Origin of the sequence: Stenotrophomonas veracruzanensis (assembly GCF_032911525.1) — a bacterium.
Lineage (GTDB): Bacteria > Pseudomonadota > Gammaproteobacteria > Xanthomonadales > Xanthomonadaceae > Stenotrophomonas > Stenotrophomonas africana.
In genome coordinates this window covers 55,038-81,247 of sequence record NZ_JAWJTI010000009.1, presented here as the reverse complement: position 1 = coordinate 81,247, position 26,210 = coordinate 55,038, and the positions used below count along the sequence as shown (strand labels likewise).

The following is a 26,210-nucleotide window of genomic DNA, read 5'->3' as shown; positions in this document are numbered from 1 at the left end:
TTACCAAGGAGACTTCCATGGCAGCTGATTCCATCACCTTCATCGGCGGCGGCAACATGGCGCGCAGCCTGATCGCCGGCCTGATCCGCCAGGGCGTGCCGGCGGCGCACATCCACGTGGCCGAACCGGTGGCCGCACTGCGCCAGTCACTGGCCGCCGACTTCGGCGTGCAGGTGCATGACAACGCCGCCGATGCCGCCGCGCAGGGCCGCACCTGGCTGCTGGCGGTGAAGCCGCAGGTGCTGCGTGAGGTCTGCCAGTCGCTGCAGGCACTGGCGCAGGCGAAGCGCCCGCTGGTGGTATCGATCGCCGCCGGCATCACCAGCGCGCAGCTGGAACGCTGGCTGGGCGGCAACCTGCCGGTGGTGCGCGCGATGCCCAACACCCCCGCCCTGCTTGGCGCCGGCGTGACCGGCCTGTACGCCACGCCCTCGGTGGATGCGCAGCAGCACGCGCAGGCCGAACAGGTGCTGGCCAGTGCCGGGCGCACGGTGTGGATCGACAGCGAGTCGCTGATGGATTCGGTCACCGCCGTATCCGGCAGCGGCCCGGCCTATGTGTTCCTGCTGGCCGAAGCGATGGAAGCGGCGGGGATCGCCCAGGGCCTGCCGGCCGACGCCGCGCGCACGCTGGTGGTGCAGACCCTGCTGGGCGCCTCGCGCATGCTCGATGAGGCTGGTGAGAGCCCGGCGGAACTGCGTCGCCGCGTGACCTCGCCGAACGGAACCACCCAGGCCGCGATCGAGAGCTTCCAGGCCGGTGGCTTCGAGGCCCTGGTGGACACCGCACTGCGCGCCGCGCAGGTGCGCGGGCAGGAGTTGTCTGCGGCGAATGATTGATCCCGAGGTATGCCGACCAACGGTCGGCACACACCGTCATCCACGCATGGCGCAGATGTTCATCGCCCCAATGTGGTCATGACGAAATCGACGAAGCACTGCAACCGCGGGCGCGGCCTGCGGTCGGGCAGGTAGATCAGGTGCATCGGCCGCGGTTCGGGCAGGTAGTCGCGCAGCAGCGGCTTCAACCGCCCTGCTGCAATCTCCCCCGCCAGCAGCGCGGTCGGCTGCAGCACCAGCCCTGCTCCGGCCACCGCCGCTTCGCGTAGCGCCAACCCATCGTTGCAGGTCAGGCGCGCCTCCCAATCCACCTGTTCGCCGTTGGCCAGCTGCCAACCATGGCCGCCGCGCCAGGCCAGGTGGCTGAGGCAATCATGCCCCTGCAGATCCGCGGGCGTACGCGGCGTGCCGCGCCGGCGCAGGTAGGACGGCGCCGCACACAGGCTCATCGCATACGGTGGCAGCGGCCGCGCCACCACCTCCTGCGACGGCAGTGGCCCGACCCGGATCGCCACGTCGAAGCCGTCCTCGATCAGATCCACACGGCGGTTGCTCAGATCCAGTTCGACGTTCAGCTGCGGCTGCGCGCGCAGCAGGCCGGCCAGTTGTGGCGCCAGCACGCAGCTGCCCCAGGTGGTGGGTGCGCTGACCCGCAGCAGCCCGCGCGGTTGAACCTGCAGGCCGGCCACGTCGGCTTCGGCCTGCTGCACCTGCTCCAGCACCTGCCGGCACCCGGCCAGGTAGGCACTGCCGGCTTCGGTCAGGCGCTGGCGGCGGGTGTTCCGTTGCAGCAACGCGGTGCCCAGGTGCGCCTCCAGCTGCTGGATGTACTTGCCGACCATCACCGCCGACACCTGCAGCTGTTCGGCGGCCGCTGCAAAGCTGCCACGCTCGGCCACGGCGACGAAAGCCTGCATGCAGCGAAGGGTATCCATTGCTAATCCAGAGTTAGGAATCTGCGAAGCATACGCCGCTTACCTAACCCCACTGTGACGGCGCAGACTGCGCTCACTCCCTCACGCAAGGAACGGCCATGAAGATCCTCCTCGTCGGTGCCAGCGGCACCCTCGGCCAGGCAGTCGCCCACCAGCTCGGCCAACAGCATCAGATCCTCGCCGCCGGCCGCAACAGCGGTGAGCTGCGCGTCGACCTGACCGACGACGCCAGCGTCGCCGAACTGTTCGCGCGTACCGGCCCGGTCGATGCGGTGATCTCAACCGCTGGCAAGCTGCACTTCGGCCCGCTGCAGGAGATGACGCCCGAGCAGTTCAACATCGGCCTGCAGGACAAGCTGCTGGGCCAGGTGCGGCTGGCACTGGCCGCGCAGCACCACCTCAACGCCGGCGGTTCGATCACCCTGACCAGCGGCATCGTCAGCGCACAGCCGATCCGCGATGGCGTCAACGCCACTGCAGTGAATGCCGCACTGGAAGGCTTCGTGCGCGCCGCCGCACTGGAGCTGCTGCCGCGCGGCCTGCGCATCAACGTGGTCAGCCCGAACGTGCTGATCGAATCGATGGCTGCCTACGGCCCCTACTTCCCTGGCTTTGAAGCGGTAAGCGCGCAACGCGCCGCACTGGCCTTCCAGCGCGCAGTGGAAGGCATCCAGAGCGGCGAAACGATCACGGTCTGGTAAGAAAAAAGGGGACGGAGGGGATTAAGTCGTTTGTGCATTAACGACTTAATCCCCTCCGTCCCCTTTTCGCGGGTCACTCCCAGCGCATCGGGCCGTCGCCGCGTTCGCCGAGGACGTCTTCGGGGTTGGCCAGGCGGCAGCGCTGCAGCGACAGGCAGCCGCAGCCGATGCAGCCGGTCAGTTCGTCGCGCAGCAGTTGCAGCATGTGGATGCGTTCTTCCAGCTCGGTGCGCCAGCGCGCGGACAGCCTGGCCCAATCGGCCTTGGTCGGTGCGCGCCCCTCGGGCAGGCTTTCGAAGGCGCGGCCGACCGCTTCCAGCGGCATGCCCACGCGCTGCGCGACGCGGATCACGGCCAGCCGGCGCAGCACGTCACGGCTGTAGCGGCGCTGGTTGCCCGAGGTGCGCAGGCTGCTGATCAGCCCCTTGCGCTCGTAGAAATGCAGCGCGGAAACCGCCACGCCACTGCGCTGGGCGACTTCGCCCACGCTCAGTTCCTGGGACACCATTGCTTGACCTCAACTGCTGTTGAGGTGTCATGCTGCTATCTTCGCCGCCAGTTGACAAGCGCGGCCCGCATCTGACCCGTATGACCCCGAGCCTCTCGCCCGCCGACGCCATCGCATCGTCCGATACGTCGATCCTGTCCCCGCGCTACCGCGCCACCACCATCGGCATGGTGGCGCTGGTCGCGCTGCATGCCTTCGAGGCCCTGGCGGTGGCAGCCGCCATGCCCACCGTGGCCGAAGCGCTGGACGGCCTGCGCCTGTATGCGCTGGCGTTCGGCGGTACCCTGGCCACCAGCGTGATCGGCATGACCCTGGCCGGACGCTGGGCCGACCGCCATGGGCCCGCCAGGCCGCTATGGTACGGCCTGGCCTGCTTCGTGCTGGGCCTGCTGCTGGCCGGCTTTGCGATGCGCATGGGCATGCTGGTGGCCGGGCGCCTGCTGCAGGGCCTGGGTGCGGGCGCGATCTCGGTTTCACTGTACGTGATGGTCGGGCGCAGCTATCCCGAACACCTGCGCCCGAAAGTATTCGCCGCGTTCTCGGCCGGCTGGGTGGTGCCTTCGATGGTCGGCCCGGCGTTGAGCGGCCTGATCGTGCAGCACCTGGGCTGGCGCTGGGTGTTCCTGGCGGTGCCATTGCTGGCGGTTCCGGCGGCCCTGCTGCTGCGCCCCGCGCTGGCGCGCATGCAGCGCAGTCCTGCCAGCACCGCCGACGATGGACGCGGCAAGGTGGTGCGCTGGGCCAGTGGCGCCTCGCTGGCCGCGTTGCTGCTGTACTTCGGCGGTCAGCAACAGGGCCTGCCCGCCCTGCTCTGCATCGGTGTGGCGATGCTGGCGCTGCTGCTCTGCGTACATCGACTGCTGCCGGCCGGCACACTGGTCCTGCGTCGTGGCCTGCCCAGCGTGATCGCGCTGCGTGGCATCGCTGCGGCCGCGTTCTTTGCCTGCGAGGCCTACCTGCCGTTGCTGCTGCAGCGCGAACGTGGCCTTTCGCCCAGTTGGGCCGGTGCCGTGCTCAGTCTTGGCGCACTGGGCTGGTTCGCCGGCTCGTGGCTGCAGGGCCACCAGCAGCGTGGCTGGTCACGCCAGCAACTGCTGCAGGCCGGCACGACGATGATGACGGTCGGCATCGCCGCCACGCTGGCAGTGCTGTTCAACGTGGTGCCACTGCCGGTGTCGCTGCTCGGCTGGGCCGTGACCGGCTTCGGCATGGGCATGATCTATGCAAGCCTGTCGGTGCTGACGCTGTCGCTGTCGGCGCCGCAGGAGCAGGGTGCCAACACCTCGGCACTGCAGCTGAGCGAGGCCCTGTCGGTGACCACCGCGCTGGCGGTCTCCGGTGCATTGTTCGCATTGTTCGTGGAAAGCGCCCCGCACACCGGCTACCTGCTGTGCCTGGCCATCACCTTCGGCCTGGCGGTGTTGGCCACGGTGATCGCGCGACGGGTGTAGCGCCGCCGGAGGGATTCCGCCGGGCCACGCCCGGCGAACGCAGCGGTCAGGGTGTTCTGTCGGCTCCCACATCATCAATGTCCCGGTGCAGGATGCGCCGCACTTCCAGCACTGCCTGCGGGGTCTCCTGCACACTGTGGCCGGAAATGATCACCTTCTCCGACAACGCACCCGGCAGGTGCGCGCTCCAGTACGGCACCAGCCCGTCATCGGACTTCTCCACCGGCAGCTCCGGTTTGCGCTGGGCGATGATCGAGTGGTACTTCAGGCCGGCTTCGATCGGCAACTGTGCGGCGGCCTTCACGAACGGATCGCTGGCCTTGAGGTTGTCGATGCTGTTCGGGATCTTCGGCTTGGCGGTGCCGTCGACCTGCTGCTCGGCCTGTGCCAGCGCCATGAATACATCCTCGAACTTGCCGAGGATGGTCAGCGGCAAGCGTACCAGGCGCCCGATCAGGCGCCCGACCTTGTTGCCGGCGATATCCGTGCCCTGGTGCGGCGCGGCGATGAAGATCGCGCGTTCCACGTTCGGCTGCGCCTTGAAATGCAGCAGTGGCCCCAGCTTGTTCTGCACGCGCTTCAGCCGTTCACCCTTCAGGTCGTAGTTGGCCAGCAGGTCGTTCCACAGCACGTCGCCCGAATCGCTCACCAGCAGCCGGGCCAGTACGCCGCCCATGCTGTGGCCGATGTAGACCATGTCCTTCGATGCAGGCGTACTGCCGTTGGGATCGAAGTGCTTCAGCGTGTCGTTGAACGCATTGGCGATCTCGTAGCGGTTCAGCGCGATCGGTGCATTGGTCGGGTAATAGACCTGCCACACCTGGAACTGCTGGCGCAGCTCGGGGTCGCCCATGATCTCGTTGGCCAGGTTCACCCAGGCTTCCGGGCTGCTGGCCAGGCCGTGCAGCATGAAGATGATGCGGCGGTTGGGGTCCCACGGCTGCATCAGGTAGATGTGCGGTTCGCCGATGCCCTCGCTCATGCCGAACAGGGTGCGCAGCGACTGCCTGGCGAAGCCACTCTGTGCCAGCCACAGGCCGTAGGCGGCAGTGAAGTTGCCGGCCAGCGGCACCTGTTCGCCGTGCAGGGTGATGCGCTCGGTGGCTTCCGGCGAATAGGCATCCAGCTCGACCCGGCGCGTGCGCATCACGTCTTCCAGGCTGCTGCCCTCGAAACGCAGCAGTGCGGTGACGTTGATCGAGGACATCTCACTGAACTCGGGCACCGAATCGTCATGGCGATGACGACGGCCGCGCCGCTCGTCGTCCCCATCGTCCGATGCCGTTTCGGCCTTCGGACCATCGGCTGCGATCACCGGTGCGACCAGCTTCGGCGGGTCCATCACCATCACCAGTTCGGCACCGAAGCCATCGCGGCGATAGGTGCTGCGCAGGCCGACGAAGCTGACCGTTCCCGCCGGCACCAGCTGCGCGGGAATGCTCTTCAGGTTCAGCTGCTGGTAGTTGGAGGCCAGCGACCAGCTACCGACCGTGAGCGGCTTCGTGTAGTCCTCGCCGGCCAGCGCCGCCGCGCGTGCGCGGACGAACAGCACCACCGCCGCCTTCTCGGCGGCGTAGTTGTAGTAGTCGCGCACCTGCGTCTGCCGGTCCTCGAAGGCACGGTCGGACGGCGAGCGGCCGCTGTAGAACAGGTACGCATAGGCGTAACGCGCGGCTTCCAGCCAGGCATCCAATGCCGCATCACTCATCGGCGGATCGCCGGCAGCGGTCTTCTTCGGGGTCAGCGCCAGCGCTGCCTTCACCCACAGTTCGGACAGCGCCGACAACCGCTGTTCGACATTGAGGTCATCGGTCATCAACAGCGTGCTGCGGCAGACCAGGAAGTCCTTCTCGCACTGTGATTCGTCCAGGCCCGCTGCGCTGAGCGTTTCGCGCGCGGCCGGGCTGAGCTTGCCGGTGTTGAGCACGTCCGCGCGCTTGTTGACCAGCGAATCGCTGGATTTGACCTGCTTGACGGTAACCATCGCACAGCCGCTGCTGCCCAGCAGCAGGAAGGCGGCGAACAACACCGGCAGCAGCCGCTGCCAGCGGGTCAGAAAGAGTTGGTTCATTACTGCGGGTCCTGCTCGGTGCCGGGCACGCCCTGGCGGATCACGGTGGAGAAATTGGCGCCATCACCGAGATCCAGCGCGCGCTGTGTGATGCGGCCCTTGGCATGCAGTTCGGTGTACGGCACGCCCGGCGTGAGCGCACCGACTTCCTGCGCGTACTCGGCCAGGTAACCGGACAGCAGCAGGCGGTAATCCAGCGGAAGGCGCGGTGCGATGTGGCGGGCCAGGTCGAATACGATCGTGGTGCAGTTGCTGGTCAACGTGTTGTAGAAGCCGGGCTTCGCATCGAGTTCGCGGGCCTGCGCGATGTACGCAGCAAACAGCTCCTTCAGCTGCGCGCGGTCCATGCCATGCAGACGGTACAGGTAGACGTCCTCGCCACGCGCGTTGGTGCGTGTGCGGATGATGTCGGTCTCCTCCGAAGCCACCAGGGTCATCTCGAACTTGCGGAAGAAGCCGCCCAGCGCCGAGAACGATTCACCGCGCTCCTTGCGGATCTCCAGCGAGAACACCACGTGGCGACCGTCCTCGAAGCCGAACGAGATCAGGGTGTGGGCGATGGCCGGGCCCATCCAGTACGACAGCACCAGATCGGCCGAGCGCAGCTGGTCCAGGTCGTACTCGCGGCGCACCCAGTGCGCGTCGTAGTCGGTTTCGGTGCGCCAGCTGAAGTCACGCACGTTGTCCAGCACGACGTGGCGGCCATCGAAGGACACCACGTGCAGGCGCTGGGCCACGTCATCGGCCCACAACCGGTCCTGGCGCGGGGTCAGCAGCAGCCACCACAGGCCGGCCAGTGCCAGCGATGCCCCGAACGCCAGACCCAGGCGGCGCGAGGCACGGCCCCGCGCAACCCGCCACGACGCCCACAGCGCAACCAGCAGCCACAGCCCGGCGACGCCCGCGGCCAGCCAGCCCGGCCCCGGCAACTGATAGGCCAGCAGCCCGGTCACCCACAGCGCCAGCAGCGCCATGACACTTCCTGTCATCCATCGTCCTGCGGCTTTCACTGGCATCCTGTCGCGGTCTTGAAGCCGCATAGTTAGCCACAAGCGGGTTCACCGTGGCATCTACGGCCCGTTCAGGCAGGCCGGCGCACCGTCGGCGGCGGCCTCTGCGGCCAGGTTCACCTCACAGGAGCAACGATGGGCATCACTTCCGTGGCCGGCGTTCCGGTCCAACCCCAGCACCGTGCGACCTGCCACTGCGGCACGGTCGAGCTGCTGCTGGACCTGCCGGACGGCATCGTCGATCCCCGCCGCTGCGACTGCTCGATGTGCCGGCGCCGTGGCGCCATTGCCGCCAGCGTCACCCGCCAGGGCCTGCAGGTGGTACGCGGGCAGCATCACCTGCAGAAGTACCAGTTCAACACCCATGTGGCCGAGCACTACTTCTGCGGTGTGTGTGGCATCTACACCCACCACCGGCGCCGCTCCAACCCCGACCAGTACGGCTACAACGTGGCCTGCCTGGAAGGCATCGACCCGTTTGCACTGGGCATCATTCCGGTGAACGACGGGGTCAACCACCCCGCCGACCGACTAGCCTAGTGACGCGTGCGCCGTGGTGGTGCGGCAACCTTCTGCCACGGTGCCATGCCACTGCGGCCAGCCCGCGCGGGCCGCTTCAGCCACGGCCGGCGCGGTGTGGCCTGCGCCTGGACCGTGACCGGGGGAGGCAGAGGTCTACGGCCAGGCCAGAGATGATCGAGCAGCCACATGGCAGGTCTCCGTGGGGGACGGGGACGACCAAGCCTAGACCCGGGTGGGCATAGGCTGCGTGAGCGGGACACGACAACGGGATGACGGCGAAGGCGGGCGATGAGCCTGCTACGCAGTACGCCCGACCAACGCGTCTTTACGTTTCCGCAGCAACAGGTGCAACAACACAGCACATGCGGCGGTCAGCAGCGCCAGTACACGCAGCAGTGTTGCCAGCGCCTCACTACTGGCGTGCTGCAGCTGCATGCGGCTCATCGCCGGTAGCAGTGCCTGCGCCTGTTCCCATGCCCCCGTGGCCAGATAGGCACCGGCACGCGCCAGCGATGCCGGCGATGCTCCCTGCAGCTGATGACCGGTCAACAGCGCAAGCAAGGCCGTCACCGCGGCCAGTGCAATGCCCTCGCCCGCCACCCGCACGGTTCCGAAGATGCCGGCGGCCATGCCCGCACGCTGCACCGGTACCACGCTGACCGACAGCCCATCCATCAAGCCCCACGGCAACGCCGTCCCAGCGCCGACCAGCATCAGCAACGGTACCCACTGAGACGGCGACGGGTGCGATGCCTGCCGCGACAGCAGGTACAGGCCAGAGGCACAGACCAGCAGTCCCAACGTGCAAAGCCGCGCACTTCCCACGCGCTCCGCCCAGCGCGCGGCCAGCAAGGGCAGCGCCAGCATCGGCGCAGACAAGGCCAGCATCTGCAGCCCGACCAATGTCGTGCTCTGTCCATGCACGCCCAGCAACTGCAGAGGCAGTACCACCAGCAGCACCACGTAGCCGAAACAAGTCGCGACCGGCAGCAGCTGGACACCCAGGAACGCCGGTTGCGCGAACAACGAGAGGTCCAGCAACGGTGAGCGGTGCCGTCGTTCGATGCAGACGAACACCCCGCCCAGCAACAGCGTCGCCAGCAGCGCCAGTTGCACGCGCATGGCATGCAGGCCAAATTCACCCAGCCACAGCAGAGCCAGGGTCAACGCCGCCAGCATCAGGCTGAAGCCCAGCATGCCGCCAACATCCAGCCGCCCGCGTTCGCCATGGCTTTCAGGCAACGCGCGCGCGCCCAGTGCGAAGGCGGCCAACGTCAGCACGCCGCCCGCGGCGAACACACTGCGCCATCCCAACGCCTGCAGCAGCAGGCCCGCGAGCAGCGGCCCCAACGCCAGCCCTGTGCCGAACGTCGTGCCCAGCAGCGCAAAGACCCGGGCACGCGCCGGCCCCTGCCAGGCTTGTGCCAGCAGCGCCGTGCCGGATGCCAACGCCGCTGCGGCGGCAACGCCCTGCAACCCGCGCGCCAGATCCAGCCAGAGCAGCGTGGGAGCAAGGTAGACGACAACCGTGGCGATGGTGAAACCCGCCGTGCCCAGCAGGAACAATCGTCGTCGACCATAGCGGTCGGCCAGGCCACCGGCAGCAAGCAACAAGCTGCCGAAGGTGAGCATGAAGGCGTTGGTCACCCAGGCCAGCGCCATGGGCGACGACGCCGCGGAACGGGCCAGTGCGGGCACCGCCACCGCACCGGCCGAGAAGGACAACGGCAACGCAAGTGCGGCCAGGCAGACGGCAAGCAGGGTCCAGCGCTGCTGCGTCTTGACAGGTAAGGGGAGCATCGAAACCGGGGCCATGCCGGCCTCCATCCATCAGGGGTATTGATGATGGGCAGGCCGCTATTCCTGAAAAACAGGCTGGATGGACGTTGATTACAGCCAGATGTGCCGCAATCATGCCTACATGGACTCCATCTCTGCCCTGCTCGCCTTCGTCCGCACCGCGGAGGCCGGCAGCATCGTTGGTGCTGCACGTGTACTCGGCCTGTCCGCGTCGGCGGTCGGCAAGCGCATCGCCCGCCTTGAACAGGAACTCGGCACGCGCCTGTTCCAGCGCACCACCCGCCGCGTGCACCTCACCGACGAAGGCGAACTGCTGCTGCAGCGCTGCCGGCGTGCGCTGGATGAGCTTTCCGAAGCTCAGGCCGACCTGGCGCAGCGCCAGCACGCACCCAGTGGACTGCTGCGTATCGGCCTGCCCACCATCGGCTACCGCTTCCTGTTGCCGGTACTGCCGGGGTTCCAGCAGCGCTACCCGCAGGTGCAGCTGGAACTGGACTTCAACGACCGCATCGTTGATGTGGTCAGCGAAGGTCTGGATGCGGTGATACGCAGCGGTGAACTGGCCGATTCCAGCCTCACCGCACGGCGGCTGGGCGGGTTTCGTTTCGTGCTCTGTGCGGCGCCTGGTTACCTGCAGGCGCACGGTACTCCCGGCGATGTGGGCGACCTGCGCCTGCATGCCGCGCTGCGCTTCCGTTACCCCACCACCGGAAAACTGCACCCGTGGCAGCTGCCGGGCATCGAAGGCGATGCCGGAGCGCGCCTTCCCACGGCGATGACCTGCAACAACATGGAGGCCGTGCTGGCCGCTGCGATCGGTTGCATGGGCCTGGCCTGGATGCCTGACTTCCTCGCAGCCGACGCGATGGCCGATGGCCGTCTGCAACAGGTGCTGCCTGCACTGCCCACGCACCCGGGGCAGTTCTCGCTGCTATGGCCCGGCGGGCGCCATCCCAGTGCACGCCTGCGGGTGTTCATCGACTATGCCGTTGCGCATCTGTTCCAGGGCGCCCCGGAAAAGGGGACGGAGGGGATTAAGTCGTTTCAGGCACAGTAGGGCCGATTACGACTTAATTCCCTCCGTCCCCTTTTTCGTTCAGCGGCTGAAGCGGCGGGCGCCTGCCACGCAGATCACCGCGACCACGGTCACCAGCACCATGCTGAGGCTGACCGATTCGTGCAGCAGCAGCGCGGCCAGGGCCAGGCCGAAGAAGGGCTGCAGCAGCTGCAGCTGTCCGACGGCGGCGATACCGCCCTGGGCCAGACCGCGGTACCAGAACAGGAAGCCGATCAGCATGCTGAACACTGCCACGTAGCCCAGCGCCCACCACGCCGAGGCACCGACCGCGGTGAACGAGGCCGGACGCATCAGCACCGCCAGCGGCAGCATCACCGGCAAGGCCAGCAGCAACGCCCAGCTGATCACCTGCCAACCGCCGAGATGGCGGGCCAGCCGGCCACCTTCGGCATAGCCCAGCCCGCACACCACGATCGCCGCCAGCATCAGCAGGTCGGCCTGCAACGATGCCTCGATGCCGTTGCGCACCGCATAGCCGACCACGCAGGCACTGCCCAGCAACGAAAACAGCCAGAACGCCGGGCGCGGCCGATCGCCACCGCGCAGCACGCCGAACACCGCAGTGCTCAACGGCAACAGGCCGAGAAACACGATGGTGTGCGCCGACGATGCGTGGCGCAGCGCGAGTGCGGTCAACAACGGAAAGCCGACTACCACCCCGAGGCTGACCACTGCCAGGCCTGGCAGGTCACTGCGCCGCGGCCACGGCTGGCGCAGCAGAAGGAGCAGGCCGAGGCCGAGCACGGCGGCAATGGTGGCGCGCGCAGCAGTGACGAATCCGGCATCCAGCTGCAGCACTGCCAGGCGGGTGGCCGGCAGGGAGCCGGCGAAGATCACCACACCGATGAAGCCATTGATCCAACCGCTCGCCGACCGTTCCACGCCTGTACTCCTGAAGGTGCCGGACGATGCCCGGCTGGACCTGCATGGAAGCATCCGGCGCGGGAGGACCCCAGCTACAATCCAGTACAGTCGCAAGTAACTGTACTGCCCACACTTCCACTACGGTTCCGCCATGCCGCGTCCGCTCACACGCATCGAAGCGGTCATCCAGACCGTCCGCACCCGCATCAGTGCACGGCTGGATGGCCCCGGCTCCCGCCTGCCTTCGGTACGTGCGCAGGCGGCGATGATGGGAGTTTCAGTCTCCACCGTGGTCGAGGCCTACGAGCGCCTGGCGGCCGAAGGCCTGATCAGTGCGCGCGCAGGCTCGGGCTTCTACGTCAGTGGCCCGGCCGCACCGCTGGCGCTGGCCGAGATGGAGCCGCGGCTGGACCGCGCAGTGGATCCGCTCTGGGTATCACGGCAATCGCTGGAAACGCCCGCGGGCCACCTCAAGCCAGGTTGCGGCTGGATGCCCAGTGACTGGCTGTATCACGATGGCGTGCGCCGCGGCCTGCGCCGGCTGGCACGTGCCGATGCTGTGCAACTGGTCGACTACGCCGGCCCGCTCGGGCTTCCCGCATTGCGCCAACTGCTGCAAAGGCGCAGCGCGGCGCTGGGCATTGATGCAGCGATGGAGCAGATCCTGCTGACCGAATCCGGTACGCATGCAGTCGATCTGCTCTGCCGCTTCCTGCTCAAACCCGGCGACTGCGTGCTGGTGGATGATCCGAGCTACTTCAACTACCACGCGCTGCTGAAGGCGCACCAGGTGCAGGCCATCGGCGTGCCGTACACGCACAGCGGTCCGGACCTGGGGGCGTTCGCGCAAGCCCTGCAGGCGCATTCGCCGCGGCTGTACATCACCAATTCCGGGTTGCACAACCCGACCGGCGCGGTGCTTTCCGCGAGCACCGCACACCGCCTGCTGGGCCTGGCCGAACGCAACGAACTGATCATCGTCGAGGATGACATCTTCGCCGACTTCGAACTGCAGCCGGCACCGCGGCTGGCCGCGCTCGATGGACTGTCGCGGGTGATCCACGTCGGCAGTTTCTCCAAGACGCTGTCGGCAGCGTCGCGCTGCGGCTATATCGCTGCACGCCACGACTGGATAGAGGCATTGACCGACCTGAAGCTGGCGACCAGCTTCGGCGGTGGCCATCTGGCCGCGCAGTTGATGCACATCGCGCTGACCGACAGCGGTTACCGCCGCCACATGCAGTCGATACGTTCGCGCCTGGCCGATGCGCGCCGGCACACACTGCGGAAACTGCAGACGCTGGGCATCACCCCGTGGCTGCAGCCGGAAGCCGGCCTGTTCCTGTGGTGCCAGCTGCCCGATGGCCGCGACGCCGCCGCACTGGCGCGGCAATGCCTGCGCGAGGGCATCGTGCTGGCGCCGGGCAACGCCTTCAGCCAGTCGCAGCGCGCAGCCGACTATGTACGTTTCAACGTTTCGCAGTGCCAGGACCCGAGGATCTGGCAGGTACTGGCGCGGGTACTGCGTTGAGCGGGATGCAAGCCAGCCAGCGCAGGCAGGAGCGTCCAGCGGCAAAGGCACTTGCATGCCACGGTACAGTGGTATGTCCCTGTTGCAGGAATGCACCCATGTCTTCGTTTTCCGATCCGCAGGCGGTGGCCCGCTATGCCGAGGCGCCGCTGCGCCAGGTGCCGGGCTTCCTCGCCCTGCAGCAGATGAGCAGGCTGCTGCTGGCCGAACGCGTCCCCGCGCAGGGTCGCGTGCTGGTGCTGGGAGCCGGTGGCGGGTTGGAACTGAAGGCCTTCGCTGAAGCACAACCGGGCTGGCAGTTGCTGGGCGTGGACCCGGCCGCACCGATGCTGGCCCTGGCCGAACAGACACTGGGCCCGCTGATGTCGCGCGTGCAGCTGCTGGAGGGCTACATCGACGACGCGCCCGATCTGCGCTTCGATGGTGCCAGCTGCCTGCTGACCCTGCACTTCCTCGACGCCGGGCAGCGACTGCACACACTGCGCGAGCTGCACCGGCGCCTGCATCCCGGCGCGCCGCTGGTAGTGGCCCACCACAGCGTGCCGCAGGATCCGGTCGGCAAGCGGCGCTGGTTGCAGCGCTACGCAGCGTTCGCCGAAGCCTCGGGGGTTGCCCGCGCCGATGCGCAGCGCGCGATCGAAGCCATTGCCGAACGATTGCCGCTGCTGGCGCCCGAACAGGAAGTGGCACTGCTGCAGGAGGCCGGCTTCGACGATGTGGAACTGTTCTATGCCGGCTTCAGCTTCAAGGGCTGGGTGGCGTACGCCAGGTGATGCCTACGGCACCACGGTGATGCCGATGCGCTGCATCAACAGCGCCACCTGCTGCACATCCAGCGTGGCGCCACGCAGGTTGGTGCTGCGCAGGTCCAGCTCGCCCAACTCGGAGTTGGTCAGGTCGCAGTCGGTGAAGTTGGCGCTGTTCCAGTCGATGCCCTCGAACTGGCCGCCGGACAGGTCCGAGCCAGCGAAGCTGGCGCCACTCACATTCGCGCCATCCCAGCGGTTTTCCCATAGCTCGCACTTTTCCAGCGTCACCCGCGAGAAATTGGCATAGCGCAGGTTCGACTTCTTGATGAAGGCACTGCAGAACCAGCTGCGCGTGGTGATCTGGTTCATGAAGCTGGCGTTGCTGAAGTCCGCGCCCTGCGCACGGCATTCGCTGATCTCCAGGCCCAGCGCCTTGATGAAATTGAAGTGGCACATGCTGATGTCGCAGCTGCGGAAGCTGGCTTCCTTAAGCGTGGCGCCGTTGAAGCGACAGCCGGCACGGCTGTCGGCATCGTAGAAGCTGCAGTTGATGAACTCGGTGGCGGTCAGGTCCGCGCCGGAGAAATCGCACTCCTGGAACTGCTGATCGACCACCTTCTGGCCGGTGTACTGGTCCGCGCCGATGCGCAGCTTGCGGTGAACGGTGGGGGACATCAGGGATTCCATGCCAGGTGCCCCGCCATGATGCCGGGCTGCGAGGGCGATCCATAGACCCCGGGCGCTGGCGGGTTCACCGGCAGTCCAGCCGTCCTGTGCCCGCTTCGGCCCAATGCACGTTATTGCATGTTTATGCACGAATGTGCAGACTTGCGTCATGAGCTCCGATCCCAGCCCACTTCCCGCCCAGCGCACCCGGCAGATCCTCGAGGAACTGCGCGAGCAGGGCCGCGTGGTCGCCGCCGAACTGGCCCGCCGCTATGCCGTCTCTGAAGATTCGATCCGCCGCGACCTGCGCGAACTGGCCACCCAAGGCCTGTGCCAGCGTGTCTACGGCGGCGCCGTGCTGCCGCCACCCAAGGAACGCCCGCTGCGCGAGCGCCTGACCCGCGACCGCGGCGACAAGGCCGAGCTCGCCGCCCGCGTCTGCGCGCTGCTGCAACCCGGCCAGGTCGTACTGATCGATGCCGGCTCGACCAATCTGGCGATCGCCCAGCAGTTGCCGGCCGCTATCGGGCTGACGGTGATCACCAATGCCCCGCAGATCGCCACCGCCGCCAGCCTGCTTGAAGGCACCTCTGTGCAGCTGATCGGCGGCCGCCTGGCCAGCGGTGGCGGTGCGGTCGGTGCCGAAGCGATGGCCCAGGTGCAGCGCCTGCGTGCCGATGTGTACCTGCCCGGCCCCTGCGCGGTGGACGGCGATACGGGTGTGTGGGCGATGGATGCGGAAGAAGCCACGCTGAAGCGCGCGATGGTGGCGTGCAGCAGCCGCGTCATCGTTGCCGCTACCACTGAAAAGCTCGGTGCCCGCGGCAACTGGCAGATCGCCAGCCTGGACGAGATTGACGACCTGGTGCTGACCACCACCGCACCGCCGGCCCTGGCAGCACGCTTCCGCGCCGCCGGTATCGCGGTGCACCCCACGCCCCCCTGACCGTACCGCTCATGCCCCTTGCCAACCGCGCGCGTGCCGAACAGCACGCGACCCGCGCTGCGTTCTTCATTCCCGGTTTCGCCACCGCGCTGTGGGCCACCCTGGTGCCATTCGCCAAGGCGCGCACCGACATCAACGACGCCACGCTGGGGCTGGTGCTGCTCTGCCTCGGTGCCGGTTCGCTGTTGGCGATGCCGTTGTCCGGCGTGCTGGCCGCGCGCCTCGGTTGCCGCCGGGTGATGGTGGCCAGCAGCCTGCTGATCTGCCTGACCGTGCCCGGCCTGGCACTGGCCGGATCAGCCTGGACGCTGGGCGTGGTGCTGTTCGTGTTCGGTGCGGCCGTGGGTGCGATGGACTGCACGATGAACGTGCAGGCCGTCATCGTCGAGCGCGAAGCACGGCGCGTGATGATGTCCGGCTTCCATGCCTTCTTCAGCATCGGCGGCTTCCTCGGTGCGGCCACCATGACCGTGCTGCTGTCCGCACAGTTGCCGCCCTTGGCATCGGTGCTGATCGGTGTCGGCGCCATGCTGCTGGTGATGCTGTTGTCGGCGACGTACTGGCACAGCGAACGCATTCCGCACGACACGCCGATGCTGGCCCTGCCACATGGCATCGTGCTGTTCATCGGCGTGCTGGCCTTCGTTGCCTTCCTCGGCGAAGGCGCGATGCTGGACTGGAGCGCGGTGTTTCTCAGCGATGTGCGTCGCGTCGACGCCAGCCTCGCCGGTATCGGCTATGTGACCTTCACCCTGACCATGACCGTCGCGCGGCTGTTCGGCGATGCACTGGTGGCACGCGTGGGTCGCCAACGCGCGATCGTGTCCGGTGCTCTGCTTGCCGCCGCTGGCGTTCTGGTGCTGACCCTGGTCACGCCGTGGCAGGCGTCACTGATCGGCTATGTGCTGGTCGGCCTCGGTTGCGCCAACATCGCACCCGCGCTGTTCTCGCTGGCCGGCCACCAGACCCGCGTGCCCGGGGCCCTGGCAATCACCGCCGTTTCCACGCTGGGCTTTGCTGGCATCCTTGCCGGACCGGCGCTGATCGGTTTTGCTGCCAACCACTTCGGCCTTATCGCCGCATTCATCGGCGTGGCCACGGCCTTGTTGCTGGTGGCCGTGTCCACGCGCTGGCTGCGGGTGTAGTCCAGGGCATCAGCGCCGCCTGCGCCGCAGCTTCATCCGCAACCGGCGGTAGCCGATCACCGTGGCCGTCGCGCACAGCGCGGTGCCCGCCAGGCTCAGCAGCAGCAACACAGCCAGCCGGGTGGTGTCCTGACGCAGCATCGCCGGCAGGTCCCAGCTGTGCAGGAAGTAGAACAGCCAGCGCCCCACCCGCTCGCGATGCCCCATCGTCAGCAACGGATCGCCGGTGGCCAGATCGAGGTAGACGCGCGTCGCCTCGGCATCGCCGAAATCCACCACTGCCACCGGGAAGCGGCGTACCGCTGCGCCGTTCATGGCCTCGGGCGCACGCGGATAGAAGTAGGCATCCGCTGCCTGCTGCACCACGAAACCCTGCATCGGCGCATCCGACAGCGCCCGCACCTTCTGCTGCAGCCACGCGGCCGGCAGCAACCGCGCAACCTGCAGATGGCCGTCACCGCTGGACACAATGCGGGTATCGCCCTGCCCGTCCAGCAGCACCGCAAACAGCTCACCACCGATGCGTCGCCACTGGATCTCCACCGGCTTGAACCGCTCGGCGTCGACGGCCGTCAGCAGCGCCGCCGGTTCGCCCAGTGCGCCATCCACCGCGACCGGACCACCGCGATAGCGCCCGCTGTCGATCGCTTCACGCGTGCTGCTGAAGATGCCCAGCGGATTCATCGACATCAGCCCGCTGAAGATCCAGGTGAACACGAAGGCCGCAGCCACCAGCCCGATCAGGTGGTGCCAGCGCATCCACGGCTCGACGTACGGCGTCTTCGCACCGGAACGATAGTGCCCACGGAAGCGCCAGCGCCACATACCGACCACGATGCCGCTGACTGCCGCCACAGTGCACAGCGCGGACAACACGATCACCACCCACGTCCACACTGGGTCCACCGAGTGCATGCGCAGGAAGTACAGCCAGTGCAGCCAGGCGCCCACATAGTTCCAGCGCTGCTGCACATGCGGGGCGTCCAGCACGACTTCACCGGTACGCGAGGACACATACAGGTCGCCCGGCTGCGCGCCGCCCACCTCGACCCGGTACAGCGGTCGATGCACATCCAGTGCACGCGAATGCGTCCAGCGGTCCTCGTCCACGCGCATCGCACCCACGAAGGCCTGGCCGCCGGCGAACTGCGCAGCGGATGCTTCAGCGCGCTGTGCCGACACCGGCAGCAGGGCCTGGCCGGTCACGGCAGACCAGGCGCCCACGTTGCTGCCACTTCGCACCACATACGCTGGCTCGCCACGCAGCGTGGTCAGCGCCACGGCCTCCGGCTCGGCCTGCACGGCGGCTGGCAGTACCGACAGCCCCTGCAGCTCGCGGGCCTCACCCAGCACCGGCAACGCCGCCAGCCGCTCACCGGGTGTCAGCTTCGGGTAGCCGATGAACAGCATCACCATGCCGCTGACAAACCACAGCAGCATCAGCAGGCATCCGCCGATGCCCAGCCAGCGGTGCACCAGGTAGGTCCAGCGCTTGGCGGTGGATCGCAGCGTCATCGCCAGCGCCCTCAGAAGCGATGGTCGACGGAGAATTCGACGCGCCGGTCCGCACCCAGCAGCCACTGCGTGCTGGTGTAGTACGCGGTGGCGTAGTACGCCTTGTCGAACACGTTGAACAGCCGCGCCGACAGCCGCGTGCGCGGTGCCGCCTGCCAGGTCAGTGCCAGGTCGGTGGTGCTGTAGCCGGGCAGCTCCAAGGTGTTGGCGTTGTCGGCGTAGCGCTTGCCGACGTAACGCACACCACCCGCCGCACTCCAGTCCGGTGCAAACCGCCAGCTCAGCCACACATTGGCCAGGCGCTCGGCCACGTTCGGCGGCACGTTGCCATCGCGCGACACCAGCACCGCCGGCGAACCGGTGGTTTCCAGGAAGTCCTCGAACTCGGCCTTCAGCACCGTCGCATTGGCATCCAGCGACCAGTGCGGCGCGAAGTTCCAGTTCAACGACGCTTCAATACCACGCGAGGTCTGGGCCCCCGCCTGCACCCTGCGATCCGGCACCAGCGGGTCGCGGCTGAGCAGCCCGGTCTTGCGGATGCGATACGCCGCCAGCGTCCACTCGCCACCGTCGAAGGCCTGCTTCAGGCCCACCTCGATCTGCCGCCCCTTGGCCAGATCGAACGCACCGTTGGCCGGGCTGATCATCAACAGGCCACTGACCGGATCCGCCGCCTGCGAGAACTGCGCATACAGGCTCAGCGTCGGCTGCAGCGCGAACACCGTGCCTGCACGCCAGCCGGTGCTGCTGTAGGTTTTCGAGAACGCGTTCTGGCCACTGATCAGATCGGTGCGATCGATGCGCGCGCGGTCGTGACGCAGCCCACCCAGTACCGACCAGCGTTCACTCAACACCAGCCGGTCCTCCACGAACAGCGCGTACTGCTCGGCACGGTTGCGATAGCGCGGCAGGTTCGGCGCGTCGCTTGCGAACTGGCCTGGCACCGGATCGAACGGGTCGACCGGACCCGAGCTGCCGGCATAGGTGTTGTTGGTATGCTTGAAGTGCGCGCGGTTGGCGTCCAGGCCCACCGCGAAGTTGTTCTGCAGGCCACCCGCCGTTCCCTGCACACGCAGCGTCGAGGTCAGTCCGGTCTGGTCCTGGTTGTGGGTGATCTCGGTATTGCCAGATCGATCGATCAGGCCGGTAGCGCGGTTGTAGACATAGGCCTCGGCATTGCGCCAATCGCGCTGGCTGTCGATCTGGTAGAGGCGCGTGCGCCATTCCACGTTCGCGTTCGGTGTCCACAGCGCATCAAGCTGGGTCCAGCGGTCGCGGTAGCGGATCTCGCTGTCGTCCACGTTGTAGTTGCGGTGGCGCAGCGCCTCCAGCTGGCGGCCCTCGACCAGCGGCGTGCCGAAGTAGCGCATCGGTTGCTGGTAGCCCTGCGCATGGGTGAGCGTCAGCTGCAGATCCGCACGCGGCTGCCACAGCAACGCACCGGAGAACGTCGCATCGTTGTTGCGGCCACGGTCGACCCAGCCACCGCTGTAGTTGCCACTCACATCCAGCCGGTAGGCCAGCTCGGGCGTCAGCGCGCCACCACTGCCGAAGCCCAGCCGCGCGGTGTCCTCGCTGCCCACGGTTAAGCTGATCTCGTTCTCGATGGCGCCGCGCGTGGGCTTCTTCGGCACGATGTTGATCACGCCGCCGATCGCCCCGTCGCCATGGATGACCGAGGCCGGGCCGCGCAGCACTTCGATGCGCTCGATCGACCAGGTATCGAACGGGAACGTGATGCCCACGCCACCGTACTGGCGCAGCCCGTCGTACAGCCGCATCACCGAAGCAGCATCGGTGAAGCCACGGCTGGACAGCGCACTCAGGCCGTTGCCCGGGTGCGGCATCGCACTGATCGCACCGGCCCGGCTGATCGCATCGTTGAGGTTGCTGTCGCCGCGTTGCTCCAGCTGCTCGCGCGAAATCGCCGTCAGGCTGGCCGGTGTCTGCAACACGCTCAGGCCCAACGCAGAGCCCGCGCTGGCGGTGGACGACAGTTCACCGCTGCGGGTATCGACCACCCGCACGGTCTCCAGCGTGGTCGGTGGGGCCGCGTCAGCGGCAAGTACGGGGGCGGTGTGCAGGAGCAACGCGCACAGGACAGGCAGCGTCGCCCGGCGCAGGCACGCGGAGTTGGGGTTCGTTTTCATTTTTCACGGCATGCAAGGCCACCCCGCAATGGCAAGGCAGCAATCAGAAAGGGACAGACACGCGCGTGCGGGCAGCGGCCGTGGCCGGCAACCTCATAGAAGGAAGATCAATGCAGCGCGCGTGCGGCTCAGGCGGCCATCAAGGCCGGCGGCCCACGCGCTCCCAATGTGCCGCTGATCCGTTGCGGCAACGCCTGCACCGCACCGCGCAGTGCGCGGCACACCGGTGCCATCGGCGCCAACAACAGCACGGCCGCCACCAGCAGGGTGATCAGCCGTGCCGCGATCAGGCAGTAATCGCAGTCCACGCCCATCTCATGATCGGCGTGTGGACCGGCGGGCGGCTTCTTTGCGGCCTCGCCGTGCGGCATCGCCATCGCGTGATGGTCGTGGTGCCCTTCCATCGCGTGCTGTGCATGCTCTGCGTGCATCGCATGGTCCATGGCCGCCACCGGCGCAGCGGCAGCCACGTGACCATGCGCCAGCCAGCGGCTCACCAGCGGGGCGAGCAGCACCAGCAGCATGGCAAGCCATGCCAGGACCTGGAACCGGCGGTGGAGGACAGAACGACGCACGCCACCATTCTACGGGGCGATGGCCAACCTTGGACCGCGTTCAGGGTTTCCAGAAAGGTGGTGCGACGTTATGACGCAGCCGCGGACGCAGGCGCTCTCCACGGCCCCAAAGGGGACGGAAGGCGACCTTACAGCCCCTTCCGTCCCCACATCGCATTGCTAGAACCGCGCGGGCTGCTGCACCGCCCGTTCCAGGAACATGACGCCCGCCTGCAGGCTGTTGCGGGCGTTCTCCAACCAGCGCTCCGGATCGGCCACCGCAAATCGCTCCTGTGCATCCACATCACCCGAGTCGGCCAGGTCGGCCAACTGCAGATGGATGTGGTTCTCCACCAGGCTCACCAGCACGGCGAGCTCGGCCGACAATCCGGCGATGCGTTCGGTGAAGCCAGCGTCGTTGCTGTTCAGAGACATGTCCCCTGTTCCTATGCGTTGCGGTGTTGATGGATGGCTTCGAAACGCTCGGCGCAGGCAGGTCCACAGAACAGCCTGGCCGGATCGTTTTCAAAGTCTTCGCTGCAGTCCGGGTTGTGGCATTCCCCAATGGGTGAAAGAGGAGCAACGTTGCTGGCCCGCGTTGCGTGCCGGGCCAATGCGCGTTGCAGATGGCGCGCTTCCAGTTCCTGCGCCTCGTCGATGGTGTCCGTCATGCCAGCTGTATTTTATCGGGGGTTGATCGCACCGATTGAGAACGCCGCGACGTCAGTGAAAAACGCGGGCTCGGCATCGGATCGGCATTCGCAGTTGCAATGGACTTCAGGCATGCAGGCTCCTTGTGCATGGGTGCCCCGAGGGGCGATGAACTGAAACGAGGGGCCGTCTCTGACGGCGATCGCATGATCGGAAAAACGATTCTCGCCAACTGCGACGCAACGTCGCGCAGGCGAGATCTGCGGACGTCATCGCAGATCCATCGCTTGCCGATCGCCTTCATCGGGATCAGGGATGCAAGGTGCTGGAAGGTGTTGCAGAAAGCATCCATTTCCGACACCATGGTCACGTCATCTCCCTTCACCTTGCCCTGGCCACGCCACGTCGGTCCGCCGTCGCGTGGCCTGCATACGGCAGGCATTGCACCGCGCATTGGCCACTACCCGCTGCGGTGGACCGATCCACGTTTCAAAGGGGCCCTGTCCAATGCACGCACCGCACCCAGCGCAGGACATCCTTCCGGCGTTCCTGCAGGCCATGCACGCGCACGGCATCGTGCCGGATGCACGCGGCCGCGACGCGATCAACGCCGATGGCGCGCTGGTGCGCTTCCATGTGGAAGGCGACCGTCGTGGCACGCGCAATGGCTGGGCCGTATTGTTCGGAGACCACGTGCCGGCCGGTGAGTTCGGCAGCTGGCGCACCGGCAGCCGCCATGCCTGGTGTGCGAAGCCGGAAACCACACTGAGTGCTGCCGAACAGCGCACGATCCGGCAACGCCAGGAAGTCGCCCGTACCGAACGGGAACGGCAGCAGCGCGAACGTGAGGAGGCCGCAGCCAAGGCCGCCAATGTATTGTGGAACCGCGCCCTTCCCGCAGATGCGCACCATCCCTACCTGATACGCAAGGGCATCCACGCGCATGCGCTGCGTGTGGCGGCATGGCCCGTGCGCAACAGCGACGGCCTGGTCTTCCGCTACATCGACAATGCCCTGCTGGTGCCGGTGATGAACGCCACGGGCCGGATCGTCTCGCTGCAGGCGATCTTTCCGCGCACCGATCCAGCCCTCGGCCGCGACAAGGACTTTCTCAGCGGAGGCCGCAAACAGGGTTGCTTCCACGTCATCGGCAAGCCGCTGCCTGGACAGCCGATTGCCATTGCCGAGGGTTACGCCACGGCGGCGTCAATCCACCAGGCCACGGGCGGGTGCGTGGTGGTGGCCTGGGACGCAGGCAATCTCGCTGCGGTCGCCCGTACCTGGCGCAGCGCGGTTCCCGATGCCTCCTTCGTCATCTGTGCCGACAACGACCAATGGACCCGGCAACCGTTGGACAATCCTGGTGTCACCCACGCCACTCGCGCCGCCGCAGAGATCGACGCACGTGTGGTGTGGCCCGAGTTCGCCGCGCTGCATGACGACGATGACCGCCCTACCGACTTCAACGATCTGCACCTGCGCGAAGGACTGGAGGCAGTGCGCACCCAGCTGCTCCCTCGGCCGCCTGCCATAGCCGAAGAAGACACTGCGGAAGAGGATGCGCCATCGTCGTCCAACGCACGCTACCAGGTGCCCGGCAACCTGTCCGCATTCGATGCCTTTACTCCGTTTCCAGACACCAGCGCGCGCGGACGGCCGCTGCCGACCGCGCGCAATCTGGCCGAGCTGTGCCGGCGCACCGGCGTCACCGTGCGCTACAACGTCATCCGCAAGGATCTGGAGATCCTGGTCCCGGGGCTGCAGAGCACGGTCGACAACGCCAAGGAGGTGGCCGCCGGCGAAGTGATGGACTGCATGCACCGCGCCGGCATGGCCATCACCAGCTTCGAGACCAACCTGTGCCAGGTAGCCGAGGCCAATCCGTACAACCCCGTCGCAAGCTGGATCACCTCACGGCCCTGGGATGGCCAGTCCCGCCTGCAGGCGTTCTTCGACACCGTGCAGGAGGCCCAACCCACGCGCATGGGCGACGGACGCATCCTGAAGGAAGTGCTGATGCGGCGATGGCTGATCTCCGGTGTGGCTGCTGCGTTTGAACCGGACGGCGTAGTGGCGCGCGGTGTGCTGACCTTCGTTTCGAAGCAGAACCTGGGCAAGACACGCTGGGCACGGCAACTGGCACCGGCCGAGCTGCAGCTGATCGCCGATGGCGTGGTGCTCGATCCGGCCAACAAGGACAGCGTCAAACAGGTCATCTCCAAGTGGATCGTGGAGCTGGGCGAAGTCGACGCCACGTTCCGTCGCACCGACATCGCTGCGCTGAAGTCGTTCATCTCGCGCAGCCACGACGAGATCCGCCGCCCGTATGCGCGCACGGAATCCCGCTATGCGCGGCGTACCATCCTGTTCGCCAGCGTGAATGACGAGCGCTTCCTGCGCGACGCCACCGGCAACACCCGCTGGTGGACCGTGCATGCCGTGGGCCTGGGCGAACCGGCACGGATCGACATGCAGCAGGTGTGGGCCGAAGCCCATGCGCTCTACTGCGACGGCGAGACCTGGCACCTGTCCAGCGAGGAACTGGATGCGCTGAACGCCACCAACAGTGAGCACGAACCGATCTCGCCGATCGCCGAGCTGATCGACCGCCACTTCGACTGGTCCGTCCCCGCCGCGCAGTGGAGCGCACAGTACCGTGCCACCGAGATCGTCATCGCAGTAGGCATCGACAAGCCGAACCGCCGCGAGGTCAACGAGGCCGCGGCCTATGTGGTCAAGCGCCATGATGTGCGTACGAAGGTGGTCGGCAAGGAGCGGGCCAAGGTCTGGTTGATGCCACCGCGAAAGCTCAGCCTCGCCGGGCACGCAGCCGGTCCGTTCTGATGCCATGACTCCATGATGGCCATCAGATCAGCGGCGACAGCTCTGAGTGTCACCCCAACCCACCCGGATGATAGTAGATGAAAGGTGTTGACTGAAGTGATCTGCAGAGGCAAGATATCCGTATCGGCTTCGCCACCTTCCAGGAGCGCTTCCGCCATGCCTCGTCCTCAACTGCATGCCTTCGAAGGTGAGCAGCTGACCGTGCAGCAGATCCACCAGCGGGTACCGGTGCTTTCAGAACGCACCATCCGCGACCACCTCGCTGCCGGCCGCCGTACACGTTCCGCCATGCTGTGCTTCGACCCGGTCGCGGCGGCTGCTCGCGGTGGCCGCATCACCCAGCGCATCCTGCGCGCGCGCAACACCGCCGGCCGCGATTCCTGACCCGCCCGCACTGCCGAATTCCTCCAGGAGTAGATTCCGCATGATTCCCGCCTCCCTCGACAGCGGCCATCGCATGATTGCCGACACGCTGGCCGCGTTCCGTGCCGGCCCCGCTCTGGGCAGCATCGCGCTACGGGCGGCGCCGCAAGCGCGTCCTCCGCTCTATATCGGCATCGCCGGCAGCAGGCGGGCGGGCAAGGACACCCTCGCCAACGGACTGGCCTCGGCACTGGCGCTGCCCTGCGACAGCTTCGCCGCCCCGCTGCGGCAGTTCGTCGCCTCCCTCCTCGGGCTGTCGCTGCGTGAACTGGACAGCCGCAAGGAGGACGCCATCGACTGGCTGGCCGAGCTCACGCCGCGTCACCTGATGCAGACCGCCGGCAGCGAATGGGGGCGCGATCGCATTCACCCCGAGCTGTGGGTCCGTTCGCTGTTCGCGCGCCTCCCGGCGGGCGGCCTGGTACCGGATGTCCGCTTCGCCAATGAAGCCCATGCGATCCACCGCCGCGGCGGTGTCGTGATCCGCGTCAACCGCCCGGGCCATGGAGCCCATGACACCCGCGCCAGCGAGCAGTCACTGCCCGATGAACTGGTCGACATCGAGGTGAGCAACAACGGCAGCCAGGCCGATCTGGTACGCAGGACGCTGGACCAGCTGCTGTCGCGCGGCTTGATCTGAGCCTGTCTCAGGGCCGGGCTGCCCCGTCTCTTCCACTGACTCGATCGCAGGTTCCGGCCCATCATCGGCGAAAATGATGTAAGGTCGTCCCCCATCACCGACGACACCTGTCGTCACCCTGCATCCCCAACCCATTTCGCAGAGAGGAAACGCCATGGAGGTCGAACAGTTCACGTCGATGCGCCTGAAGGCCATCGAGTTGTTCAAGTCCCAGCCCAAGGGCAGCAAGGACACCGTGAGCCTGGACGCGATCTTCATCTCGCTGTGCTCGCAGGCCAATGTCCAGGCCGACGCCGGCAGTGCCAGGCAGGTGCGGACCGCCGCACGCCCTGGCAACCAACAACCGCCCGCACCGTGGTTCACCGAAACCCTCGCTGCCTTGAAGGGCAAGGGCGAGTCGATCACCGTGGCGCGCTTTCTGATGTTCGCCAACCGCTTCCCGGTCAAGCGCATGGACCAGGTCAACGCAGCCCGCTGGCTGCGCGACGCGGGTTACATCCCGCGCAAGACCGGCGGCAATCTGGTATTCGATCTTTGATCCAGCGCCTCCTGCAGTCCTGAAGCCCCGGCATCGTCCGGGGCTTTTTCGTTTCAGGGCCCGCTCGCCTGCATGAGGA

The 26,210-nt window shown here is 67.1% G+C and carries 25 protein-coding genes and 1 pseudogene; 13 read left to right on the top strand and 13 right to left on the bottom strand.

Annotation, left to right across the window (positions count from 1 at the left end):
* The first annotated feature begins 17 nt into the window (after nucleotides 1-17).
* Nucleotides 18-839, top strand: a complete 822-nt coding sequence (gene proC / locus R1H25_RS08930) for a pyrroline-5-carboxylate reductase (RefSeq protein ID WP_154348618.1) — start codon at nucleotides 18-20, stop codon at nucleotides 837-839.
* 59 nt (nucleotides 840-898) lie between these two features.
* Here the strand turns inward: proC and R1H25_RS08925 are convergent, their stop codons facing one another.
* Nucleotides 899-1,774, bottom strand: coding sequence for a LysR family transcriptional regulator (locus tag R1H25_RS08925; protein WP_049444163.1), 876 nt, complete (start codon nucleotides 1,772-1,774; stop codon nucleotides 899-901).
* A 71-nt stretch (nucleotides 1,775-1,845) separates the two neighbouring features.
* Here R1H25_RS08925 and R1H25_RS08920 point away from each other — a divergent pair.
* Nucleotides 1,846-2,475 (top strand): annotated as a pseudogene (locus tag R1H25_RS08920) (short chain dehydrogenase); the annotation flags it as partial.
* 73 nt (nucleotides 2,476-2,548) lie between these two features.
* On the opposite strand, the gene soxR reads toward R1H25_RS08920, so the two are convergent.
* A complete protein-coding gene (soxR, locus tag R1H25_RS08915; protein WP_057501902.1) occupies nucleotides 2,549-2,983 on the bottom strand; it encodes a redox-sensitive transcriptional activator SoxR in 435 nt (144 codons plus the stop codon).
* A gap of 29 nt (nucleotides 2,984-3,012) precedes the next feature.
* On the opposite strand from soxR, the gene R1H25_RS08910 reads away from it, so the two are divergent.
* A complete protein-coding gene (locus R1H25_RS08910) occupies nucleotides 3,013-4,434 on the top strand; it encodes an MFS transporter (protein WP_317223387.1) in 1,422 nt (473 codons plus the stop codon).
* A 46-nt stretch (nucleotides 4,435-4,480) separates the two neighbouring features.
* Here the strand turns inward: R1H25_RS08910 and R1H25_RS08905 are convergent, their stop codons facing one another.
* Both R1H25_RS08905 and R1H25_RS08900 read right to left on the bottom strand, forming a co-directional pair.
* A complete protein-coding gene (locus R1H25_RS08905; protein WP_057501904.1) occupies nucleotides 4,481-6,505 on the bottom strand; it encodes a triacylglycerol lipase in 2,025 nt (674 codons plus the stop codon).
* Nucleotides 6,505-7,479, bottom strand: coding sequence for a DUF4105 domain-containing protein (locus R1H25_RS08900; RefSeq protein ID WP_317223405.1), 975 nt, complete (start codon nucleotides 7,477-7,479; stop codon nucleotides 6,505-6,507). Before R1H25_RS08900 ends, R1H25_RS08905 begins: the two co-directional genes overlap by 1 nt.
* A 171-nt stretch (nucleotides 7,480-7,650) precedes the next feature.
* On the opposite strand from R1H25_RS08900, the gene R1H25_RS08895 reads away from it, so the two are divergent.
* Nucleotides 7,651-8,055, top strand: coding sequence for a GFA family protein (locus tag R1H25_RS08895; RefSeq protein ID WP_057501906.1), 405 nt, complete (start codon nucleotides 7,651-7,653; stop codon nucleotides 8,053-8,055).
* 279 nt (nucleotides 8,056-8,334) lie between these two features.
* Here R1H25_RS08895 and R1H25_RS08890 read toward each other — a convergent pair whose 3' ends face one another.
* The gene (locus tag R1H25_RS08890) at nucleotides 8,335-9,852 is read right to left on the bottom strand and encodes an MFS transporter (RefSeq protein ID WP_317223386.1); all 1,518 of its coding nucleotides are present in this window, start codon (nucleotides 9,850-9,852) and stop codon (nucleotides 8,335-8,337) included.
* 106 nt (nucleotides 9,853-9,958) lie between these two features.
* Between R1H25_RS08890 and R1H25_RS08885 the strand changes: the two genes are divergently transcribed.
* Nucleotides 9,959-10,894: a LysR substrate-binding domain-containing protein gene (locus tag R1H25_RS08885; protein ID WP_317223385.1), complete on the top strand. Its 936-nt coding sequence runs from the start codon at nucleotides 9,959-9,961 to the stop codon at nucleotides 10,892-10,894.
* A gap of 39 nt (nucleotides 10,895-10,933) precedes the next feature.
* Here the strand turns inward: R1H25_RS08885 and R1H25_RS08880 are convergent, their stop codons facing one another.
* A complete protein-coding gene (locus tag R1H25_RS08880) occupies nucleotides 10,934-11,797 on the bottom strand; it encodes a DMT family transporter (RefSeq protein ID WP_088481038.1) in 864 nt (287 codons plus the stop codon).
* A gap of 133 nt (nucleotides 11,798-11,930) precedes the next feature.
* Between R1H25_RS08880 and R1H25_RS08875 the strand changes: the two genes are divergently transcribed.
* The gene (locus R1H25_RS08875) at nucleotides 11,931-13,310 is read left to right on the top strand and encodes a PLP-dependent aminotransferase family protein (protein ID WP_317223384.1); all 1,380 of its coding nucleotides are present in this window, start codon (nucleotides 11,931-11,933) and stop codon (nucleotides 13,308-13,310) included.
* 98 nt (nucleotides 13,311-13,408) lie between these two features.
* Entirely contained in the window at nucleotides 13,409-14,083 is a 675-nt protein-coding gene (locus tag R1H25_RS08870; protein WP_317223383.1) for a class I SAM-dependent methyltransferase, read from the top strand.
* A 3-nt stretch (nucleotides 14,084-14,086) separates the two neighbouring features.
* Here the strand turns inward: R1H25_RS08870 and smqnr are convergent, their stop codons facing one another.
* Entirely contained in the window at nucleotides 14,087-14,734 is a 648-nt protein-coding gene (gene smqnr, locus R1H25_RS08865) for a SmQnr family pentapeptide repeat protein (protein ID WP_317223382.1), read from the bottom strand.
* A 160-nt stretch (nucleotides 14,735-14,894) separates the two neighbouring features.
* On the opposite strand from smqnr, the gene R1H25_RS08860 reads away from it, so the two are divergent.
* On the top strand, nucleotides 14,895-15,671 hold the full coding sequence (locus tag R1H25_RS08860) for a DeoR/GlpR family DNA-binding transcription regulator (RefSeq protein WP_088481034.1): 777 nt from the start codon (nucleotides 14,895-14,897) through the stop codon (nucleotides 15,669-15,671).
* A gap of 11 nt (nucleotides 15,672-15,682) precedes the next feature.
* The gene (locus R1H25_RS08855) at nucleotides 15,683-16,816 is read left to right on the top strand and encodes an MFS transporter (protein WP_317223381.1); all 1,134 of its coding nucleotides are present in this window, start codon (nucleotides 15,683-15,685) and stop codon (nucleotides 16,814-16,816) included.
* 9 nt (nucleotides 16,817-16,825) lie between these two features.
* On the opposite strand, the gene R1H25_RS08850 is transcribed toward R1H25_RS08855, so the two are convergent.
* The 6 genes from R1H25_RS08850 to R1H25_RS08825 form a co-directional block, all read right to left on the bottom strand.
* Nucleotides 16,826-18,331 carry a PepSY-associated TM helix domain-containing protein gene (locus R1H25_RS08850; protein WP_317223380.1) on the bottom strand — a complete coding sequence of 502 codons (1,506 nt, stop codon included), beginning with the start codon at nucleotides 18,329-18,331 and terminating at the stop codon, nucleotides 16,826-16,828.
* 11 nt (nucleotides 18,332-18,342) lie between these two features.
* The gene (locus tag R1H25_RS08845) at nucleotides 18,343-20,481 is read right to left on the bottom strand and encodes a TonB-dependent receptor (protein WP_317223379.1); all 2,139 of its coding nucleotides are present in this window, start codon (nucleotides 20,479-20,481) and stop codon (nucleotides 18,343-18,345) included.
* A 128-nt stretch (nucleotides 20,482-20,609) separates the two neighbouring features.
* The gene (locus tag R1H25_RS08840) at nucleotides 20,610-21,005 is read right to left on the bottom strand and encodes a DUF2946 family protein (RefSeq protein ID WP_317223404.1); all 396 of its coding nucleotides are present in this window, start codon (nucleotides 21,003-21,005) and stop codon (nucleotides 20,610-20,612) included.
* 210 nt (nucleotides 21,006-21,215) lie between these two features.
* Nucleotides 21,216-21,470 carry a hypothetical protein gene (locus tag R1H25_RS08835; RefSeq protein ID WP_005408345.1) on the bottom strand — a complete coding sequence of 85 codons (255 nt, stop codon included), beginning with the start codon at nucleotides 21,468-21,470 and terminating at the stop codon, nucleotides 21,216-21,218.
* A gap of 11 nt (nucleotides 21,471-21,481) precedes the next feature.
* Nucleotides 21,482-21,706 (bottom strand): hypothetical protein, encoded by a 225-nt coding sequence (locus tag R1H25_RS08830; RefSeq protein WP_317223378.1) that lies wholly within the window; start codon nucleotides 21,704-21,706, stop codon nucleotides 21,482-21,484.
* Nucleotides 21,703-22,056: a hypothetical protein gene (locus tag R1H25_RS08825; RefSeq protein WP_317223377.1), complete on the bottom strand. Its 354-nt coding sequence runs from the start codon at nucleotides 22,054-22,056 to the stop codon at nucleotides 21,703-21,705. The genes R1H25_RS08830 and R1H25_RS08825 overlap by 4 nt, the downstream gene beginning before the upstream one ends.
* A gap of 137 nt (nucleotides 22,057-22,193) precedes the next feature.
* Here R1H25_RS08825 and R1H25_RS08820 point away from each other — a divergent pair, with 137 nt between their 5' ends.
* The 4 genes from R1H25_RS08820 (at nucleotide 22,194) to R1H25_RS08805 (ending at nucleotide 26,131) form a co-directional block, all read left to right on the top strand.
* Nucleotides 22,194-24,530: a VapE domain-containing protein gene (locus tag R1H25_RS08820; protein ID WP_317223376.1), complete on the top strand. Its 2,337-nt coding sequence runs from the start codon at nucleotides 22,194-22,196 to the stop codon at nucleotides 24,528-24,530.
* Nucleotides 24,531-24,686: 156 nt separating this feature from the next.
* A complete protein-coding gene (locus R1H25_RS08815) occupies nucleotides 24,687-24,914 on the top strand; it encodes a hypothetical protein (RefSeq protein ID WP_057501919.1) in 228 nt (75 codons plus the stop codon).
* Between the two features lie 40 nt (nucleotides 24,915-24,954).
* Entirely contained in the window at nucleotides 24,955-25,593 is a 639-nt protein-coding gene (locus R1H25_RS08810; protein WP_057501920.1) for a hypothetical protein, read from the top strand.
* A gap of 154 nt (nucleotides 25,594-25,747) precedes the next feature.
* On the top strand, nucleotides 25,748-26,131 hold the full coding sequence (locus tag R1H25_RS08805) for a hypothetical protein (protein WP_088481027.1): 384 nt from the start codon (nucleotides 25,748-25,750) through the stop codon (nucleotides 26,129-26,131).
* The last annotated feature ends 79 nt before the right edge of the window (nucleotides 26,132-26,210 follow it).